Source organism: Paenibacillus sp. FSL K6-3182 (assembly GCF_037976325.1).
Lineage (GTDB): Bacteria > Bacillota > Bacilli > Paenibacillales > Paenibacillaceae > Pristimantibacillus.
Genome location: NZ_CP150265.1, coordinates 5,914,548 through 5,933,569 on the forward strand (window position 1 = coordinate 5,914,548; position 19,022 = coordinate 5,933,569).

The 19,022-nt window shown below is 43.9% G+C and carries 22 protein-coding genes and 8 tRNA genes; 5 read left to right on the top strand and 25 right to left on the bottom strand.

Annotated features, from left to right (window positions below; translation table 11 throughout):
- Positions 1–7: 7 nt before the first annotated feature.
- The 3 genes from MHH56_RS26065 to MHH56_RS26075 are packed head-to-tail and all read right to left on the bottom strand — an operon-like array spanning position 8 to position 3,358.
- Entirely contained in the window at positions 8–1,087 is a 1,080-nt protein-coding gene (locus MHH56_RS26065) for a mannose-1-phosphate guanylyltransferase (protein WP_339204562.1), read from the bottom strand.
- Complete coding sequence (locus MHH56_RS26070) at positions 1,080–2,177, bottom strand: glycosyltransferase (RefSeq protein ID WP_339204564.1); 1,098 nt, start codon at positions 2,175–2,177, stop codon at positions 1,080–1,082. Before MHH56_RS26070 ends, MHH56_RS26065 begins: the two co-directional genes overlap by 8 nt.
- A complete protein-coding gene (locus MHH56_RS26075) occupies positions 2,177–3,358 on the bottom strand; it encodes a glycosyltransferase family 4 protein (protein ID WP_339204565.1) in 1,182 nt (393 codons plus the stop codon). Before MHH56_RS26075 ends, MHH56_RS26070 begins: the two co-directional genes overlap by 1 nt.
- A gap of 366 nt (positions 3,359–3,724) precedes the next feature.
- On the opposite strand from MHH56_RS26075, the gene MHH56_RS26080 reads away from it, so the two are divergent.
- Positions 3,725–4,300: a 50S ribosomal protein L25 gene (locus tag MHH56_RS26080; protein WP_339204566.1), complete on the top strand. Its 576-nt coding sequence runs from the start codon at positions 3,725–3,727 to the stop codon at positions 4,298–4,300.
- A 52-nt stretch (positions 4,301–4,352) separates the two neighbouring features.
- Here the strand turns inward: MHH56_RS26080 and MHH56_RS26085 are convergent, their stop codons facing one another.
- The 11 genes from MHH56_RS26085 to MHH56_RS26135 form a co-directional block, all read right to left on the bottom strand.
- On the bottom strand, positions 4,353–4,592 hold the full coding sequence (locus MHH56_RS26085; protein WP_339204567.1) for a helix-turn-helix transcriptional regulator: 240 nt from the start codon (positions 4,590–4,592) through the stop codon (positions 4,353–4,355).
- Between the two features lie 165 nt (positions 4,593–4,757).
- Positions 4,758–4,842, bottom strand: a tRNA-Leu gene (locus tag MHH56_RS26090).
- Between the two features lie 49 nt (positions 4,843–4,891).
- Positions 4,892–4,967: transfer RNA gene (locus MHH56_RS26095), tRNA-Lys, on the bottom strand.
- Between the two features lie 49 nt (positions 4,968–5,016).
- Positions 5,017–5,091: transfer RNA gene (locus MHH56_RS26100), tRNA-Glu, on the bottom strand.
- Positions 5,092–5,201: 110 nt separating this feature from the next.
- A complete protein-coding gene (locus MHH56_RS26105) occupies positions 5,202–5,519 on the bottom strand; it encodes a hypothetical protein (protein ID WP_076267429.1) in 318 nt (105 codons plus the stop codon).
- A 180-nt stretch (positions 5,520–5,699) separates the two neighbouring features.
- Positions 5,700–5,784, bottom strand: a tRNA-Leu gene (locus tag MHH56_RS26110).
- A gap of 49 nt (positions 5,785–5,833) precedes the next feature.
- Positions 5,834–5,909, bottom strand: a tRNA-Lys gene (locus MHH56_RS26115).
- Positions 5,910–5,965: 56 nt separating this feature from the next.
- Positions 5,966–6,040 (bottom strand) — tRNA-Glu (locus MHH56_RS26120).
- A 105-nt stretch (positions 6,041–6,145) separates the two neighbouring features.
- Positions 6,146–6,236 (bottom strand) — tRNA-Ser (locus MHH56_RS26125).
- Positions 6,237–6,241: 5 nt separating this feature from the next.
- Positions 6,242–6,317, bottom strand: a tRNA-Asn gene (locus tag MHH56_RS26130).
- A 27-nt stretch (positions 6,318–6,344) separates the two neighbouring features.
- Positions 6,345–6,824, bottom strand: a complete 480-nt coding sequence (locus tag MHH56_RS26135) for a SprT family protein (protein WP_076271832.1) — start codon at positions 6,822–6,824, stop codon at positions 6,345–6,347.
- 131 nt (positions 6,825–6,955) lie between these two features.
- Between MHH56_RS26135 and MHH56_RS26140 the strand changes: the two genes are divergently transcribed.
- Together MHH56_RS26140 and cmpA are read left to right on the top strand one after the other, a co-directional pair.
- Entirely contained in the window at positions 6,956–7,318 is a 363-nt protein-coding gene (locus MHH56_RS26140) for a hydrolase/acyltransferase (RefSeq protein WP_339204568.1), read from the top strand.
- Positions 7,319–7,398: 80 nt separating this feature from the next.
- Positions 7,399–7,551, top strand: coding sequence for a cortex morphogenetic protein CmpA (cmpA, locus tag MHH56_RS26145; RefSeq protein ID WP_339204569.1), 153 nt, complete (start codon positions 7,399–7,401; stop codon positions 7,549–7,551).
- A gap of 184 nt (positions 7,552–7,735) precedes the next feature.
- Here cmpA and MHH56_RS26150 read toward each other — a convergent pair whose 3' ends face one another.
- From MHH56_RS26150 to MHH56_RS26175, 6 genes are all read right to left on the bottom strand, one after another.
- Positions 7,736–8,407: a nitroreductase family protein gene (locus tag MHH56_RS26150; protein WP_076271830.1), complete on the bottom strand. Its 672-nt coding sequence runs from the start codon at positions 8,405–8,407 to the stop codon at positions 7,736–7,738.
- Between the two features lie 178 nt (positions 8,408–8,585).
- Positions 8,586–9,032 carry an Rrf2 family transcriptional regulator gene (locus MHH56_RS26155; RefSeq protein ID WP_339204571.1) on the bottom strand — a complete coding sequence of 149 codons (447 nt, stop codon included), beginning with the start codon at positions 9,030–9,032 and terminating at the stop codon, positions 8,586–8,588.
- A gap of 103 nt (positions 9,033–9,135) precedes the next feature.
- Complete coding sequence (locus MHH56_RS26160) at positions 9,136–11,394, bottom strand: Tex family protein (protein ID WP_339204572.1); 2,259 nt, start codon at positions 11,392–11,394, stop codon at positions 9,136–9,138.
- Between the two features lie 23 nt (positions 11,395–11,417).
- Positions 11,418–12,071 (bottom strand): MBL fold metallo-hydrolase, encoded by a 654-nt coding sequence (locus MHH56_RS26165; RefSeq protein WP_339209736.1) that lies wholly within the window; start codon positions 12,069–12,071, stop codon positions 11,418–11,420.
- Positions 12,072–12,089: 18 nt separating this feature from the next.
- On the bottom strand, positions 12,090–12,656 hold the full coding sequence (locus tag MHH56_RS26170; RefSeq protein ID WP_339204573.1) for a thioredoxin family protein: 567 nt from the start codon (positions 12,654–12,656) through the stop codon (positions 12,090–12,092).
- Between the two features lie 65 nt (positions 12,657–12,721).
- Complete coding sequence (locus MHH56_RS26175) at positions 12,722–13,330, bottom strand: DedA family protein (protein ID WP_076271826.1); 609 nt, start codon at positions 13,328–13,330, stop codon at positions 12,722–12,724.
- Positions 13,331–13,497: 167 nt separating this feature from the next.
- Between MHH56_RS26175 and MHH56_RS26180 the strand changes: the two genes are divergently transcribed.
- On the top strand, positions 13,498–13,944 hold the full coding sequence (locus MHH56_RS26180) for a cupredoxin domain-containing protein (RefSeq protein WP_339204574.1): 447 nt from the start codon (positions 13,498–13,500) through the stop codon (positions 13,942–13,944).
- A 75-nt stretch (positions 13,945–14,019) separates the two neighbouring features.
- Positions 14,020–14,331: a dehydrogenase gene (locus MHH56_RS26185; protein WP_339204575.1), complete on the top strand. Its 312-nt coding sequence runs from the start codon at positions 14,020–14,022 to the stop codon at positions 14,329–14,331.
- A gap of 94 nt (positions 14,332–14,425) precedes the next feature.
- Here the strand turns inward: MHH56_RS26185 and MHH56_RS26190 are convergent, their stop codons facing one another.
- From MHH56_RS26190 to MHH56_RS26210, 5 genes are all read right to left on the bottom strand, one after another.
- Positions 14,426–14,608, bottom strand: coding sequence for an H-type small acid-soluble spore protein (locus tag MHH56_RS26190; RefSeq protein ID WP_339204576.1), 183 nt, complete (start codon positions 14,606–14,608; stop codon positions 14,426–14,428).
- A 41-nt stretch (positions 14,609–14,649) separates the two neighbouring features.
- On the bottom strand, positions 14,650–14,832 hold the full coding sequence (locus MHH56_RS26195; RefSeq protein ID WP_076271822.1) for a hypothetical protein: 183 nt from the start codon (positions 14,830–14,832) through the stop codon (positions 14,650–14,652).
- A gap of 130 nt (positions 14,833–14,962) precedes the next feature.
- On the bottom strand, positions 14,963–16,387 hold the full coding sequence (gene cls, locus MHH56_RS26200) for a cardiolipin synthase (RefSeq protein WP_339204577.1): 1,425 nt from the start codon (positions 16,385–16,387) through the stop codon (positions 14,963–14,965).
- Between the two features lie 196 nt (positions 16,388–16,583).
- Positions 16,584–17,555: a glycosyltransferase gene (locus tag MHH56_RS26205; protein WP_339204578.1), complete on the bottom strand. Its 972-nt coding sequence runs from the start codon at positions 17,553–17,555 to the stop codon at positions 16,584–16,586.
- On the bottom strand, positions 17,545–18,951 hold the full coding sequence (locus MHH56_RS26210) for an undecaprenyl-phosphate glucose phosphotransferase (protein ID WP_339204579.1): 1,407 nt from the start codon (positions 18,949–18,951) through the stop codon (positions 17,545–17,547). The genes MHH56_RS26205 and MHH56_RS26210 overlap by 11 nt, the downstream gene beginning before the upstream one ends.
- Between the last annotated feature and the right edge of the window lie 71 nt (positions 18,952–19,022).

Below are 19,022 nucleotides of genomic sequence, written 5' to 3' on the forward strand. Positions count from 1 at the left end.
GCCTTTCTTAGGCGTATTCGTGCATTCCCTTATCCTTCAAAATTCTAACGATTTCCTTTACCTCTTGCGCCTTGTCTTTGGCACATATCAGCAGCGCATCCTTGGTATCCGCAATAATCAGACCATCAATTCCAATTGTAGTGATGAGCCGGTCATCACCGTAGATGATGGAGTTCTGTGTGTCGATGCCTACGTAGTTCGCTTTGACAATGTTTCCATGCTCATCTGGAGGAAATATCGCGCCGAGCGCATCCCAGCTTCCAATATCATTCCATCCAAAATCGCCTTCAATAACGACAACCTCGTCACTGCGTTCTAAAATACCATAGTCGATTGAAATGTTTTGCAGCAAAGGATAAATCTCATTAATCATTTCTTCTTCGCGCTCCGTCCCCATATACGCAATTAAAGGGAGCATTGTTTTAAAGAGTCTTGGAAGAAACCTTTTGAAATTATCAATGATGCAAGAGGTTTTCCAAATAAACATACCGCTGTTCCACAAGTAATGACCGGATTGAAGATAGGATTGTGCTTTTGCGAAATTAGGTTTTTCGACAAATTCGGCTGCCTCATAAACATGACAAGGCTCCTTAATGAAAGAGTCTTTCTTGCAAGAAATATAGCCATAGCCAGTTGAAGGAAAGGTAGGCTTGATGCCAATCGTAACAATCTTGTTTGTCTCCATAGCCACGATGCAAGCATCATTCAATGTTTTCTTAAAGTTATCCGATTCGGTAATATGATGATCGGATGGAAATACGACCATAAGAGAATCACCATGGTTTTTCTCAATAAATAAAGCCGCAAGGAGTATGCTCGCTGCCGTATTTTTGGCAACCGGCTCTACCAGAATGTTAACGTGCTGAACACTCTTATGCATGATCCTCTCGAGCAGCACCGCTTGGGTGCGATTCGTTACTACGATCGTGTTTTCCATCGGAATAACGCCGTTAAAGCGTTCAATCGTATCATTGAGCATAATGTCGGTGCCGCTTATATTGATTAGCTGCTTCGGCAGCTCCTGCCGGGATAAAGGCCAGAAACGTGTTCCGCCTCCGCCTGCGAGAATCGTAGCAAATTTATTCATTGTGCATCACCTCATGAGCCATGCAGTATGAAACAATGTTCTCCGAGCCTTGATTTAAATTCAGGCCGCTTGCATGTATGCCATCATAACAGCCGCCGGTCTCTGCATCTATTAACGATTCTTTACGGGAGTTCCGCCCATGAAACCATTCATAACATAAGGAAGCTTGCTCGCGATAGGCTTCCTTCCCTAACGTCTTGTATGCCTCTAAGCAGGCTAACAGCATCTCGCAAGCTTCTATCGGCTGCTCGTCATATAACGCTGCTTCTCCGCCTCTATCAAGCCAGCCATGACTGCCCACGGGTTTGAAATAACCTTCTTTTGCAAAAGTTATTGAGGCTAGAAAGTCCAAGCTTTCTTTAGCGGTTTGTCTGAATGCTTCTTTATGCGAAAAATGTGATGCTTTGAAAAGCGCCCAAGGCAGCATCGCATTGCCGTAAGCAATACGATCCTCAAACCACGGCCAGCCCTCTCCTTTATTGCTTTGATACTGCGTATGCAGCCTCATCGCTAATTCCTCAATTATCGAAACGATTTGAGCCTCTGGAAGAAAGGCTGGGTCATCGCTTTCCATATTCGGATATGGGAACTTATAACGGAGCGCGTTCTCCGTCTGCATCATGGAAGTTAAGCCGATAATTGCATAAGCCATCGCTCTTGGCGATCTCAAGCTCCGCACATGCGGCAGCGCCTGATTGATCATATATTTACATGTATTTTGCACATTATGCGGGACGGATGGCTCCGAAAGTGTAAATCCGAGCGCCCACAAACAGCGCCCCAAACAATCCTCCGAGCCTGTTTTTTCTATGAACAAACGGTTGTAGTCCATAAAGTTTCGAAAGCTGCCGTCTTCATTTTGAGCATGATGAATAAAGGCCAAATACGTATTTATAAGGTTCAAGGAATCCTTGTCTCTAATGCGCTTATTGAGCATAACTGCCGCAATCAAAGCCCTTGCATTATCATCGGAGGTATAACCTTTGGAACGGTCTGGAATGCCGAATTTAGTATGCTGGAAGATGCCTGTATCATCTGTTAATGAGCGTAAATAATTCATGGATAACGGCTTGATCATACTTACTCCCATTAAACCGCACTCCCTTTTAACACATAATGACGTGCCATCGTTTCACGGAAAAGTACCGCGTAAGATTTGGCGACTTCATTCCACATCATTGTACTGCCTAAAGCGAGCGTCTTGCTCTCCATCTCCGCTTTTAGATCCGGATCGTCCAATATCGTTACAATATGGTTTTCTAATGATGCGGAATTGTGGAAATCTGCGAGCAATCCTCTTCCGTCAGCCAGCATCTCAACAGCGTAGCGATATGGAGTCGAAATAATCACCCTGCCGTAACCAATTCCGAATGCTAGCGTTCCACTTACAGCTTGATCCTTGCCAAGATAAGGCGTCATATAAATATCCGACAATACAAGAGATTGAACAACCTCCTCCTGCGTCAGATGCTTATCAACAAACGTAACATGATGCTGAAGGCCAAGCTTCTCTACTAGGTCTGTCAGCTTCTTTCTGTACACTTCTCCAACCTCTTGTTTCACAACAGGATGCGTTTTGCCTAAAATCATATAAAGTGCTTCCGGATGCCTCTTCACTACGCCGCTCATGGCCTCTATGGCATATTCAATTCCTTTGCCTGGGCTTAAAAAACCGAATGTTGAAATGATTTGCCGATTCGTATACCCTAACCTTTCTTTAAGCTCATTTCTAGATTCGGTCGCAACGACCGGAACTCCATGATGGAACATCTCTATCTTTTCAAGCGCTATGCCGTAAACCTCATGCAAATCCTGTATTTTGTTATGGGCCATCGTAATGACCTTATAGCTTAGCTCCGCCAGCTGCTTCATAATTAAACGCTGCTTCTCGCTCGGTTCAGACAATACGGTATGAAAAATAACGATAAACGGAATTTTGAGCTTCGCTGCCAAATCCAAAACATATTCTCCGCTTTCCCCGCCGTAAATACCGAACTCATGCTGAATGACTAATATATCGATATTAGATTGATTTAGATCAATTGCTATTTTGCTATAATCTGCACGATTGTGCTGTCCAATCTGAGCCATCACTTGATTACCGTACGCATAGGACTTATTGTTGTTAACGGCAATCATGCGTGGTGCATTAAAATCTTGAATTTGTTCGATCTCATTCATCAGATCCTGAGAAAAAGTAGCTAATCCGCATTCTCTAGGCAAGCTCGTTCCCAAAAATGCTATATTCCGCTTGATTAAAACCTTTTTCAATGAAATCTCTCCCTTATTTTAAAAATATTTACAAATGAAAATAAAAAAAAGAAATAAAGATGTCTTTATTTCCGAGATTAAACGATATGCTTTTGGTTTTTAGCTATCCCAGTGTTACCACTTAACAGCTTTCAGTTGCTGCCTTTTCTTGCAATTCCGCTCCTATCTGCTGTTTAAACCTTAACACGACCATATTTTCTTGTCAATCGAACGGGATTTGTGCTGATTTGACAAGTAGAGAACTTGTGATAAAATTAACATATGACAAGAAAATATGGTCGTTAGCGGGCTGATTAGACATTCTATTGCTAATCAGTCTTTTTTATTGTCGGTTTGACAGTACCCCATTCGATTAGGAGGCAACAAATGATGAGCAATACTATCCAGTTAAACGAACGGGTCGATTTAAGCAAATCTAAGATTAATCTATTAAGAAAGCAAGGACAGGTACCAGCTATTGTATACGGCAAGGATGTCGGCAGCATTTCTGTTATCGTCGCTGAGAAAGAAATATTATCAGTCATAAAGCACAACCCGCGCGCCATTTTAAATGCAGCTATTCCGGAAAAAGGGAATAAGCCAGTATTAATTCAAAATATACAAAGAGATCCGCTAAGCAATAAAATTGTTCACGTTGATTTCTATCAATTGAATATGAATGTGAGTTTAGATTCGAAAGTAACGATTCATTTCTCCGGAGAACCAGCAGGTGTCAAAGAAGGCGGAATGCTTCAAGTTGAGATGTACGAAGTAGAGGTTCGCTGCATGCCAGACAATCTGCTCAGCGCATTCGAGGTAGATATTAGCGGCCTTAAAATAGGAGATCATTTACTAGTGTCTGACCTCTCCTTCCATGAAGGCATCGAGGTTTTGTCCGATCCTGGTGCGATGTTAGTTAAAATCTCGCAAGCACAAGCCGAAGAAACAGTCGCTTCCGCATAATTATCATATAAATAGTAAAGGGAACCCTATACAATATGTACAGGGTTCCCTTTTATTTATCCGGATCTATATCTTTATCATCATGAACGACTACAATAAACTGTCCAGGACTTACATCAAAATATTTGCATAACCTCCATAGCAGATCCCGCGGATATTGAACCATCTCATCCTTATACATCTTCCGAACAGAATCAAAATGATAATCAATATCTTTGGCAAGCTGCCTTATCGATAGGTTTGGATCTTTAGCTCTCATGATTTCTTTTAAATTACTATGAACCCCCGGCATTTGTACACCCCCACTTCGATAAATATATAACGGTCAGAATATATAATCAACTATTCCAACCTCTAGTATTCCCACTTTTTAAATATGACGATAAGTAGAGCTTTTTTTTTGTTAGAACACACAAAAAAACGGCTCTATCTCTAGAGCCGTACGATTTATATACTTTGGTGCGGTAGACAGGATTTGAACCTGCACGTCCATTGGACACTACCCCCTCAAGATAGCGTGTCTGCCGTTCCACCACTACCGCACATTGTAAATTGTACGATCCTTCACTCACATCTTCTTACTCTAGAAAATGGTGAGCCATGAAGGACTCGAACCTTCGACACCCTGATTAAAAGTCAGGTGCTCTACCAACTGAGCTAATGGCTCTCGTGTGATTGCAACGAGCTCCATAGAGCTGGTACACTTTGAGGATTAATGGTGACCCGTAGGGGACTCGAACCCCTGTTACCTCCGTGAAAGGGAGGTGTCTTAACCACTTGACCAACGGGCCGTCTGGAACTAAGAGAACAAATATGCTTGAGACAACAAAAATGATTATATCAGCTTATCATCAGAAGTTCAAGCATTTTTTCTCAAGTTTTTTAAAATATAATTTTAGCCTTACGATTCAATCGTTTCAGCCTTAAATACATTGTCTAACTTGTCTTCAGGCGTAAGTCTTTTCTTAAGCGGCACCTTAACGTCTCTTCCCAATTCTTTGAAGAAGGTTTCAACGTCACATTCGATTTTGTCCACAAATACGGACAATTTGCCTCTTTCGATAATCGCTTCATTGCCTTCTGCAGGTACAGTTACTTCGATTGAGTATTTTTTCATTAAGGTATTGCTGTACCGTGCGAAAATCTCAAGCAATTCCTCGTTGTTAAATTTGCTAATCGCTGCTTGTCCCTTGTTCGTAAAGTTTAAGTTTATTTTCATGTTTACAGCTCCTCATCTCTAATGATGCATCTGTTTTCACGGCTCGAGCAACTTATAACGAAAAAACCACTCTCTAGTCAGATTTATGATCTGAATATAAAGTGGCATCATCTATCAGAAAAGTGCATGCAAAATGACACCTTCTAAGTTCACCTATATACATCGGCAAAGAGTAAGTTATGGTGCGGTAGACAGGATTTGAACCTGCACGTCCATGGGACACTACCCCCTCAAGATAGCGTGTCTGCCGTTCCACCACTACCGCACATTTATAAGTCGAACGTTCATCGCTCTCATCTTCTTAATCAAGAAAATGGTGAGCCATGAAGGACTCGAACCTTCGACACCCTGATTAAAAGTCAGGTGCTCTACCAACTGAGCTAATGGCTCTCGCTGTAATTGTAAACGAGCTCCGAAGAGCTAGTACATTTTTTTGTGTGAATAATTGGTGACCCGTAGGGGACTCGAACCCCTGTTACCTCCGTGAAAGGGAGGTGTCTTAACCACTTGACCAACGGGCCATACAGAACACTTCAAATGAGATTTCCACGATGCTGCAACCACTGTGGCAAATAAAAAAGACCGGATGAACGGTCTTCCCGTTGCAAACACTTGTGAGAAAAATGTGGCGGAGAGAGAGGGATTCGAACCCTCGCACCACTTACGCAGTCTAACCCCTTAGCAGAGGGTCCCCTTGAGCCACTTGGGTATCTCTCCAAATCTGGCTCCCCGAACAGGACTCGAACCTGTGACAACTCGATTAACAGTCGAGTGCTCTACCAACTGAGCTATCAGGGAAAAGTAAAAGTGACAAGTAATAATATATCATGTACTACTTTGATTGTCAATCACTTTTAACACTAATTTTCCGCGACATTTTCCACAAGCGTATTTAGCCGGATCAATCTTCCTTTTGCGCAGATACTCCATCCCGCATTTGGTACAAATAAGCTTGTACCGAAATGGCTGCTGCTTACGCTGCGCGCGTTCAGGCAAGGACTGACAATAGCGTGAGCCGCCTACCTGAGCCAGCAGCTGTTTGAATTCAATATCGCGATGCTGGTACCCCCGCTTCAATATATGCAAGTGATAATGGCAAAGCTCATGCTTAATAATTTTCTCGGTTTCTTCATGCCCGAAAGCCGAAAGCTGATGAGGACTGATCTCAATATTATGGGACCTTGTGAAGTAGCGTCCTCCTGTTGCTTTAAGTCGGCTGTTGAATGTAGCTTGATGTAAAAACGGACGATTAAAAAAGGTTATCGAAATATGCTCAACCCATTGCTGAAGCGCCTCATTATTCATTCATTATTCTCCCCCAACTACTTGAATTTTAAAGCTGGCATAGGCTACACTGTCAAGTAGGAATTATTAAATGTGCAGAAAATTTACAGTATATCTACGGTAACAAACTAAAGGGGAGATCAATAATTATTATGGCAACTATGCGCTACGTCCTATTGAAACAAAATGACATCATCTTTTTCGTGGAAATGCCTGAATCGCACGCTTATCAGCTAAGCGCGCTTAACCTCCGGCTTCATAAAGAAATTGACAAGCTAACGGCAGAGCATGTTCCAGTATTGCCTTATGCTGTAGCTGAGTGCAACGATGTTGAGCTTCACGACAATTCCATTAATATCGTCTCGGGCCTGGATTACATCAACAGCCTTGAGAAGGATTTTGCCGGCGTTCAAGAGAAGTCCTATCCGCTTATTTCGCTTTTAACAGAAATTCGCGCTCTGCAAGCTCAGCTTGAACAGTGGTACGAAGAGTATGAAGAAGAACAGAGTATATAGGTAGGACCTGCACGGACACACGCCCTTCCCCATATTGTAGTATTACAACAAGTTAGGCCTGGGGAAGGAGAACGATAGGTATGCCACAGTGGCTGTGCAATCAAATGATGCGTGCATTTCAAAAGAAAGACCGCAGACAAATTAAGCTGCTTAATGACTGCTGGTATTTTTACCGCAACAAACAAGGTTCAAAGGAAGAAGGCACCGGAACCGAATTCACCGAATTTCAGTAATGAATCTCTGCCCAACCACATAACCGTATACGGCTGTTGCCATACTTTGAAGGGATTAGCTCGTTTAAACGGTGAATTAAAGCAGAATGCAATGGCGAACTCCTAATTACTTATCGTTAGAATAACAAAAGCGACCCCCACTATCTGAGGGTCGCTTTTTTGTTATTGTTTGGTTATCGATAAATTAAAATTTGTTGAAAAATGTAACATCATCAACCGATAGACGAGTTGTTTCACGGCCTTCTACTGCTGCTTTGCCAATTGGAAGCATCAATGTCGGCAAATAACGATCCGAAATATTAAACAGTTCCATCACTTGATCACGGTTATATCCGCCCATAGGAACGGAATCATACCCTTTAGCACGAGCTGTCAGCATAAGCTGCATCGCCACTAGGCCTGTGTCAAATACAACGATTTCTTTCAAGCGCTCTGCTGGCAAAGCTGAGTACATTTTCGTAGAATTCGCAATAAAGTTGTTGCCCACTTCTTCAGTCATGAAACCTGCTTCAATCGCAGATCCATAAATTTTTTCGGACAACGTGTACATTTCCAAATCAGCTAGAACAATAACAATCGCTGATGCAGCAGCTACCTGCTTTTGGTTAAATGCGATGGGAAGCAGCTTTTGCTTCAGTTCAGGATCAGTTACAACGAGAAAACGCCAAGGCTGCATATTCGATGAAGATGGCGCTTTGATCGCAGTTGCAAGAATGTCTCTGATTTCTTCCTCAGAAATTACTGCACTGCTGTCGTATTCACGTACAGAACGACGGCTATTTAAAACATCAAAGAAAGTTGCATTCAATTGTTCATTCGTTTGAGTTTCTTGTGAATTGCTTTGAGTTGTTGTCATATGGTTCCCTCCAAAGGAAAATTTTTATCTGTGCAAGATTCTACTCAGTTAATCTCGCGAATATACTGTGCTTCGCAGGGCACAGTTAATGAAAGATGAACTGTATCATTTATATACACAGTATAGGTCGTGTCAATACTTTTGTCAATCGACTAACTTTAGTAAATTTAATTACTTTTTAAGAAGAATTAGGCAATGTTTTTTGAGCAAGCTGCGCAATTGTAAACTGCTGCAGTGTTTCGATCGTATTCTGTTCAATCTCATTTGCAATATCCATGAATGCTGATTTCATATTCAATCCAGCATCATGCAGGCTGATTGTATCCAGCATGCCGCTGCAGAGAGGTTCTCCTACTTTGAGAGCAATGTACACCTCAGCGAGCGATATCGCCTCTGGAGGGCGTTTCAGCCTATAACCTCCATCACGGCCTTCTCTTGTTTCAATTAATTGCCCAGCAGCCAGCTTAGCCAGCACTTTCCGCAATTGTGTTGCTTCCGAGTTCAAGCAGCCGGCAATAGCCGCACTAGGATAACATTCTGATTTGTGCGATAAAATAACGAGTGCCTGCAAAGCGAGTCCAAACCATTTTGAATGGGTCGATCCGCTTGCCTTTTCTGTCTTCATCGTCATCTCACTCCTTTTGTAGGGTAGTAGGCGATGCCCATGCACTTGTTAAATTATAAAGGGCTTGCCTCCAAACAGGCAAGCCCTTTATATATGGAAACCGTTAGTTAGGCTTGCGCATCGTCAAGCTTACTCGGCCTTTTTTCGAATCGACACTAAGCACCCATACCGTAACCGTATCACCAACAGATACAACATCCATCGGACGTTTAACGAATTTATCGCTGAGCTGCGAAATATGAACGAGCCCATCATTTTTGATGCCGATATCGACAAACGCACCAAAATCGATGACATTGCGCACAGTCCCGTGAAGTTCCATTCCTGGTGCCAGATCCTCGATATTGAGTACATCAGTATGGAAAATCGGGGGAGGAAGCTCTTCACGCGGGTCGCGACCCGGACGAAGTAAGCTATCCATGATGTCCCGCAAAGTAGGTACGCCCACGCCAAGCGTTGGCGCGATACGATCTGCGTCTAGCTCCGCAAGCTTCGTTCTTAGCTCCTCAGAGCCTAACTGTTTAAGGCTAAGGCCCATCTCACTAAACAGCTTGTCTACAACCTCATAAGATTCCGGATGAATCGGCGTGCTGTCTAGAGGATTGACTGGTTCGGCAATTCTCAAGAAACCAATACATTGCTCATATGATTTTGCGCCAAGACGCGGTACCTTCTGCAGCTGGTTTCGTTTAATGAAGCGTCCGTTTTCGTCACGGTATTTCACGATATTTTTAGCGATGGTAGCATTAATGCCCGCCACGTAGGATAACAAGGATGCTGATGCGGTGTTCACATCGACGCCAACATGGTTAACCGCTGATTCAACTACACCGCCAAGCGTCTCATCGAGGCGCTTCTGACTAACGTCATGCTGATATTGTCCAACTCCGATTGCTTTAGGCTCGATTTTAACGAGCTCTGCAAGCGGGTCTTGCAATCTGCGGGCAATCGACACTGCGCTGCGCTCTGCGACGTCTAGCGCGGGAAACTCCTCCTGAGCGAGCTTAGAGGCCGAATAAACGCTTGCCCCTGCTTCATTGACAATTATGTACTTAAGCTCAGCGCCGCCCGCTCCGGCCGCCTTGCGCTTGCCTATTAAGTCGGCAATAAATTGCTCCGTCTCACGTGAGGCTGTTCCGTTGCCTATAACGATCAATTCTACTTTGTATTTATCAATTAAACCATTGATGAGCTTCTCAGCCTCAGCCACTTTGTTGTTCGGAGGAGTTGGATAAGATACCGCAACCTCCAGCAATTTGCCAATATCATCAATGACTGCTAGTTTGCACCCGGTACGGAAAGCCGGATCAACTCCGAGCACGATATTTCCGCGAACGGGCGGTTGAAGCAGCAGATTGCGCAAGTTTTCAGAGAAAATGGAAATAGCATGCTCCTCTGCCTTTTCTGTCAGCTCGCCACGAACCTCACGCTCAATGGATGGGGAGATAAGACGCTTATACGAGTCTTCAATGACCGATACTAGCACCTCGCGTACAGACTGCGCAGTTCCGTTTCTAAGCAGCTTTCTCTGGATATGCTCATGAATGCGTTCCGTAGGAACATCAAAGGCAACACGCAGCACATCCTCGCGTTCAGCACGATTAATCGCAAGAACACGATGTGGAGGAAGCTTTCGAACCGGCTCCTGATAGCTGTAATACATCTCGTATACCGTTTCCTCAGCAGCATTTTTTGCTTCTGTCTTGATTAGCGCTTGATCAAATGTAAATTTGCGAACCCAAGCACGAATAGATGCATCATCGGCAATATTTTCGGCAATGATGTCCGAAGCTCCATTTAAAGCATCCTGAGCAGTCGGTACACCTTTTTCCTCGTTCACATAACGAGCAGCTTCAACAAGCGGATCACCGCTGCGCGGCTGTGACCACAGCCATTCTGATAGCGGCTCCAGTCCTCTTTCCTTCGCGACGCTCGCACGAGTCTTCCGCTTTTGCCGATATGGCCGGTATAGATCTTCTATCTCTTGCAGCTTCACCGATTGGGTAATCGAAGCGCGCAGCTCTTCAGTCAGTTTGCCTTGCTCATCAATTAGACGAATAACCTCGCGTTTGCGCTCTTCCAGGTTCCGCATATATTGCAGCTTCTCTTCGATTGCTCTTAGATCATTTTCATCTAGCTCACCTGTCATCTCTTTGCGATAACGCGCGATAAATGGAATGGTGTTGCCCTCATCAAGCAAGCCTACTGCAGATTTCACTTTTGTTACCGGGATCGATAACTGTGCAGCTATTCCAGTAATGATTCGCTGACTTTCGGCAGCTTTCTGTTCCACTGTCAATTTCGATTTTCCCGCATTTTCTTCTACATCATCTGTAAAATGCTGTACCTTTGTATCCGCCAAACGTCATGCCCCTTCCTCATGCTTCATGCACCCGTATATGGGTTGTTCGCCATTTCAAAACCAATCGTCGTACGTCCGCCATGTCCTGGATATACAATGACTTCTGGGTTTAGTTTGTACAGCTTCAAGCGAATGGAGTCATATAAATCACGTTCACGTCCACCTGGCAGGTCCGTTCGGCCAACTGACATTTTGAATAGCACATCGCCTGAGAACAGATGGTTGCCGTGCAGGAAGCTTACGCTGCCGGGAGAATGCCCCGGTGTATGCATGACTCGGAAAGATAATCCAAGCAGCGATAAGGTTTGACCTTCCGCGAGCGCATATTCAGCGAGATCCGTTGAGAGCGGAGGCGTTACATCCTGCCATCTCATTGAACCATTTTTACGCGGATCCGTTAGCCAGTCTGCCTCCAAGTCATGTATGTACACAGGACAGTCAGCGAGCTTTCGCACTTCATCCACTCCGCCCATATGATCGAAATGAGCGTGAGTCAATAGAATTGCCTCCACCTTCACACCTTTAAGGCGCTCAATCAGCTTGCGCGGATTCATTCCTGGATCAATCACGATGCCGCGTTCCTGCGCCTCTTCACCATTTACTGTTGCAGGCTCCTTCACCGTAATGAGATAAGCATTCGTTTGCAGGGGACCTAATGTAAATGTTTCAATCTTCATATTCTCACTCATATTCGTTTAAAATGACTCCAACAAAGTGCGGAGCTCTTTCACAATAACGGATTGATATTCAGTTCCTTCTCCATAACGACGGCCAATTTCCTGTCTTGTAATCGCCAGCTTCTCTTGATAGTCGGCTGCTTCACGGTCAGGATTTTCTTTTTTGAACGCGAGCATAGCTTCCTGAACATGAGTAGGACGCGGTCCCCACTTACCTAGCACTGCTCCGCCTGTATCCGCAACAATAACGACAGGTACAGAACGGCCGCCAAGTGTCAAAAATTGATCCATCGTGTCGAGATGCTCTTCCATAATGAGCACGTCAATCGGAACGCCGCTGTTCTCAAGCGCTTTGAATACAACAGGAATATTGCGTACAACATCGCCACACCAATCAGCCATCAAGATCAATACACGTAGATCATCACGATTGTTAAGCGAATCAAAATATTCCTTATCGCTCTCGTCGGTCCAAACGAACTTTTCCGACCAATCCAAAAACTGCTCTTTATTTTTGGTCATGCCGTCAATAAATTGTTGCGGGCTAATCCCTTTGCCCAGTTTATCTGCAATGCTTTTGCTCATATGAATCCCTCTTTCGTCTATTTAATGGTTGCTCATCAGAAAAAAATGCAAGGTTGACTGTTCTATTATACCGATTTGCGGCGTGAGCGTACAAATTTGAAAAGGACATAAATAATAAGGAGTGCAATTGCGATAAGAATAGCAGGCTGTACATAAGGCGCAGCTTTCTCATCGATTTTATCCCAGTTCTCACCAAGTGATTTGCCTAGATAAATAAACAATATAGACCATGGCAGAGATGCAAGTGCAGTCAGCAATGTAAATAATCCAAAATTCATTCTTGCCATACCGGCTGGAATTGAAATAACCTGTCTCATTACTGGGACAAAACGTGCAGTGAACACGATGCCTACGCCATACTTGTTAAACCAATTTTCAGAAATATCTACATGTTTTTGTTTGATCTTTATATATTTACCGTATTTCTCGACGATTGGCCGTCCGCCATATCTGCCAATCCAATATAAAATCCAGTTTTGTCCAATTGCACCTAACGTACCGAACAACACTGCCCCCCAGAAGGAAATATCCCCTTTGTATACGAGATAACCTCCAAAGCCGAGCACAATTTCACTTGGTATAACTTCAATCAATAGTCCGATCAAAATACCAAAGTACCCTAGACTCTCTACCCATTGCAATACATTGTCCAATACTTCATGAATAAAATCCATTCCTGTTCTCAATCCGCCTTCCTGCATAAAATATGGCTTTCGCTTGCTTTTGCTGCGCTGAAGCTATTCTAACATACGATACAGACAACCTTCCACTTTTGTCATGTGCTGACAAGCCCCTGCATAGACTAGCCTTAAATGATACGAATGGATGAGGTGAGCGTTTCATGTCAAAGGTCTTTATTGTAAGTAAACGACAAATTCAACTGTTTATTGTAGTTGCAGTCCTTATCGTATTCACCGGCGTTTACTTAAGCTGGGACAGATCAAAAGAGGTAGATGGCCAGCCGTCAGAGCCGCGAATTTTCCAGATTGTTACGGTTGAATACAAGTCACAAACTGCTGACGGCAAAGAGCATGAAATGTATCGCTGGGATCCGGGTCAAATTGTTGTCCAAAAGGATGAACTAACTGAGCTGCATATTAGTGGTGTAAGTGGGGCAAGCCATCCCTTTGTCATTGAAGGCCTTGACATAAAGGGTGAAGTACTAAAAGGCAAAACGACGGTTGTACGATTCACTGCCAAAAAAGAGGGGACTTATCCTATTTTATGCTTGACCCATACTGATATGCGCCACGGCGGACCAATGGTTGGTTATATCACAGTAGATTAGCAGGCAAACAGCTGTAACGAGTGACCTCCTTCTCCCCGGGCGCATACATATGGGGTAGAGAGGAGTCGGTCTATAATGAAAGCTAACGCGCCAAAACATACAGCCGGCTTACCGACTGCGCGTAAAATCCGCAGAGCCTGCAGCAACGAGCTATACCGCACCGTGAAGCGTTTGAAAGTTTGGGTGTCCAAAGAGAAAATGGAGCAAGCAGAAAAACTTTATTTTAAAAAGGTTATTGTCAACCTGATCTGGGTTCACGAAAATAAAGACAATCGGAAGATCCAATGCGACTGGTGGGAAGAGAATGTCAGCGCTGAAATTGCCGAGTTATGGGAAGTCGATCGCAATCAGCTTTGTATCGCGTTTAGAGAAGCTTTTGGCGGTTAAGATGGTTATTGGATAAACAAAAAAGAGGCTTTCCCATATATTATTGGGATTGCCTCTTTTTCTGTGCAGCTGCTTGTTGCTTAGCTTGTAACCATTAACCTTCTTCCTTCAATCGGTCACAGGATACCGTCTTTGTGTTCACAGGATTGTTGCCGACCATAACGGTTGCCATCCCATTCGCCTCGTCGACATTTTCAATCCAGACCGAATCCTCATCCAGATGAACTTTAACTGTCTGTTCTGATTCGTATATTTGCTTCGCGCGTGCTACGTCCATACTGCTTACCCCTCCTTTTTTATAAATTCTTTGAACAATTGTTATCTGGATTCACGTTCCATCGTATCTGTTGTTGACTCGTCAATAAGGCCGTTTTGCAGCGTTACATTGCCGCCGCCCAATCCTTCATTAACCATCCTGTCGATATCCATAAAATAATCCTCTCGACCCTCATGCTTCGGATCTGCCGCCTCTTGTTTTTGCTCGTCGTTTGTATCAGTCATAGTTATACCCTCCCATTTGTTTTGGCGAATACGTATACCGTGTAGGCCTGATTTCGCATTCGCGGCGGTAATAACAAGGTTTATCCACCTTCGAAAAATATGCCCGAAAACGCAGTCAAGCATGCATCGTTCACAGCAGCGGCGATAACATGCGCAGTAATGCTTCTGCTGCCTTTTGTCGATTCGGGCGATTCATAAAGGTCTTTTTGTCCAATTCTCGGCTATGCTTCAAATCCTCCATAAAATCCGTTTCCAGCTTCTTAATCGTCCCCTCGTCAAATAGCACCGCGTTCAGCTCAAAATTACTTAGCAAGCTGCGCATATCTACATTTGCTGTTCCAACAGTGGCCAGCATGTGATCTACAATCATCACCTTCGAGTGAATAAAGCCTTTCTCATAACGATAAACCTTCACTCCCGCTTCCAGCATCTCTTGCATATAGGATAGTGTGGCAAGCAACACGAGCTTGGAGTCCGCAATGCCCGGTATAATCAATCTCACATCTACCCCGCTGAGTGCAGCCGTTCTGAGGCCCATAAGCAGGCTGGAATCTGGTATAAAATAGGGTGTCGTTATATATATTCTCGTCAAAGCCGATGTTATCGCAGCAAACATGACCTCGTCGATCTTATGAGCATGCTGTCCTGGTTTACTTGAGACCATCAGCACCCTTTCATTTCCTAGGCAATGATGCTGCGTCATATACGCTTTACCATCCAGCTCTTCTTTTGCCGCGAAAGCCCAGTCGTTCATGAACAGCTCCTGCAGGTAATAAACGGAGTCCCCTTTTAAACGCAAATGGGTATCCCGCCAGAAGCCCAGCTTCGGGTTCTTTCCTAAGTATTCATCACCGATATTGATACCACCGATAAATCCTACGGCCCCATCTACTACAACGATTTTGCGATGATTGCGATAATTTAATTTTCTGTCAAAAAAGGCGATACGCGGCGGTAAAAAGCAGCTTGTCCGAACTCCTGCAAGGTGAAGCTCTTCGATATACTTATCACTTAAATGCAGGCTTCCTATCCCATCATATACGACTCGGACCTGGACTCCTTCCCTCGCCTTACTCGTTAACACCTGCAAAAAACGTTGGCCAATTTCATCATCTCTAATCGTGTAATAATCCATATGTATATGATGGGTCGCTCGCCTCAGCTCTCTCAATATCTCCTCGTATGTGTCATCACCGTTATTCAGAACGAATGCTTCATTATTACGGGTAATCGGAAACGGAGCTAAGCCAGTAAGCATGGCAAACAGTTTCTTTTGTGTCTCAACCTGCTCATTTTCCACATCCGCTGCCTCTGTAACCTGCTGGGATAATTGATTCGCATAGCGTATAGTCTCCTGCTTAAATCGTTCCAAACGCCTGCGCCTGACAAAGCCTTTCCCAAGCACGATATAGGCTATAAAACCTATGAACGGGAACATAAATGTAATGAGAAGCCATGCAGTCAACTGTACTTGACGACGATGCTCCATCACAAAAACCGCAGCGAGCTGAATAATATATACGATTAATATTGCCGACAGCCAAATGAACCCCATAGTTAAAATAACACCTCGTTTTCTCCTTACCGTGCAGAATCTTACAAGTCCCTCTAGTTTGAACGCATCCTTACATACCTATTCTTATAAAATTTTATAACATGAAAAAAAGCCCGCCGATTATTGCTAATCGGACGAGCTTTAGAATTTGAAGTATTGCAGATTAATGTTTAGTTCTGATGATTGGATGATTGGATTATTGCTTCATTGTCACGCCAGCATTATTATTTTCGATATGAGTAAGGATAAGGCGATGCATGCTAAGCCTTCTAGTTACAAACTGCGGCAAAAGGCGATAATTCATGCCCAGCTTATAGCCGATCAGCTTAGCTGCGGATTCAGCGATCAGCTTGGGAATCAAATACCATTTGCGGGTTCGATTGAGCTCATTCAGCTGCAGCTTAACGAGCTTTGAGCCTGCCTTGCCAACCGAGCTGTAAGGCGTGATCCATGTATTGCATCGCATAGAAATTCCATTATCGAAGTAACGCTTGAATTGCTGCTTTATCGAATAGTCATGCGAATGGAACACTAGAGCCTCTGCGCAGTAAGCAACCTTATAGCCAGTCAAAATGCATTTGGCAGCCATAAACAAGTCCTCATTAAAGATGACAGGCTCCTGAAACCGTCCCATCGTCTCAAACGTCTCACGCCAAATCGCTGAGCATACGTTGGAGCAAAAAAATGTTTTAATGCCAAGCTCCTTAATATCCTCATATGCTTTCAATTGCGACTGTGCCGGATAGTTATGTTCCCTTGCCAGTCGTTCCAGCACATTAGCTTCTGGTCTCGGCAGTTGCCTTGCATAGGCATACGCGACATTATTTCCAGATAAAAGTGGTCGAGTCAGCTCTTCAATGAGCTTATCGTTGCAAGGGAGAGCATCTTGCGTCATAAATAGCAAAATATCGCCGCGCGCTTGCATCGCTGCAACGTTGCGCGTACCACCGTGATCGAAGTCTCGGCGTTCAACGCGCATCACTTGGGCACCAGCCTTGAGCGCTCGCTCCTGCGTCCCATCGTCCGAGCAGGAATCCATGATGATGATTTCATATGGAGGAAGCGACTGTTGCTTCAATCGCTCTAATAGCTCTTCCAGCTCTGGTCCTGCATTTAATGTAGGAATAATAATCGATACTCGGCATGCTGAATCGCTGTTAGTAAGCATTTTTGTTAATCAAGCCCTTCAGTACCGTTTTGAAAATAATTTTGATATCAAAGAAAAAAGTCCAGTTTTCAATATAAAAAATATCAAACATAATACGGTCTTGTATGGAAGTGTCGCCTCTTAAGCCATTGGTTTGTGCCCAGCCTGTTATCCCAGGTCTAATCTGATGCTTAACCATATATTTTGGAATTTCCTCTTTGAACTGATTCACAAAATAAGGACGTTCTGGCCGCGGGCCAACTACGCTCATATGACCAAGCAGGACGTTAAAGAACTGCGGCAGCTCATCCAGACTCGTGCGACGAAGGAAGCTGCCAAACTTGGTGCGCCTTGGATCGTTCTCTACCGTCCACTGTGTATCTGATACTTTATCCGTCGATACACGCATCGAGCGGAATTTAAACATATGGAACGTTTTGCGATCGAGCCCCATCCGCTCCTGCTTAAACAATACGGGTCCAGGCGATGTCAGCTTAAGCCCTATGATAGCGAACAACATGATTGGAGACGTTATAACAATCGCTACTAATGAGAAGGCGATATCAAACCAGCGCTTTAATATCCGATTGCTCAGCTCATCGAGCGGAATATCCCTTACATTAATAAGCGGGATGCCCGCAAAATTATCAAAAAATGGCCTAGCCGGCAGTAGATCAAAGAAATCAGGAATGATTAGCGTCTTCACGCCTGTTCGTTCACACATTTCAATAATTTCCGCATACTTCGCATGCGCTTCAAGCGGCAGTGCAATGATGACTTCATCAATAGGCATCATATCCAGCTTTTGCTTCAAAGCATCAAGCCTTCCGATAATCGGCTTCATATACTGATGCTCAGGCGCATGCTCATCTTGATAATCATCCAAAAAGCCGACTACCTCATAACCAAGATCCGGGTGCTGCTGCAGATTCGTATAGAAACTGCGTCCCACGGAACCCGCCCCAACGATAAGTACAAAACGTTTATTAAAGCCTTTGCGACGAAATGAAGCGAGGATCGATTTGACCCAGTATCGGTATGACGCAATGGCGATAAAATTCATGAAAAAGAAAATGGCTAGAAATTCACGAGAGATATGTACTTCACGGGTAAAGAAGAACAAGCTAAGTAAACCTAAAAAGCTAATCGTTTGAATCTGTAAAATACGAAGCACTTCGTAGGAATAGTTTTTGCGTCGTTTGGGCGAATAAAACTGAAAGTAAAAACCGATCAGCACTGCTGAAAAGGAATAAATCGTTCCCCATAGTAAATAAGTAGAGAACGCTACCGAGTTAAAGCTTGGCAGCAAACCACTATAAAATTTAAGCCAATACGCGGCCATAAAGACGACCAATGTGCAGGATAAATCCGCCAGCATATATAATTGCGTCAAAAACCGTTGGTTTTGCCTTAGCATTCGCCGTGTTCACCCGCATTCTCTTAAATTTCGACTCTATCTGCATTGTACCAAAAATAGGATAGGAGGAG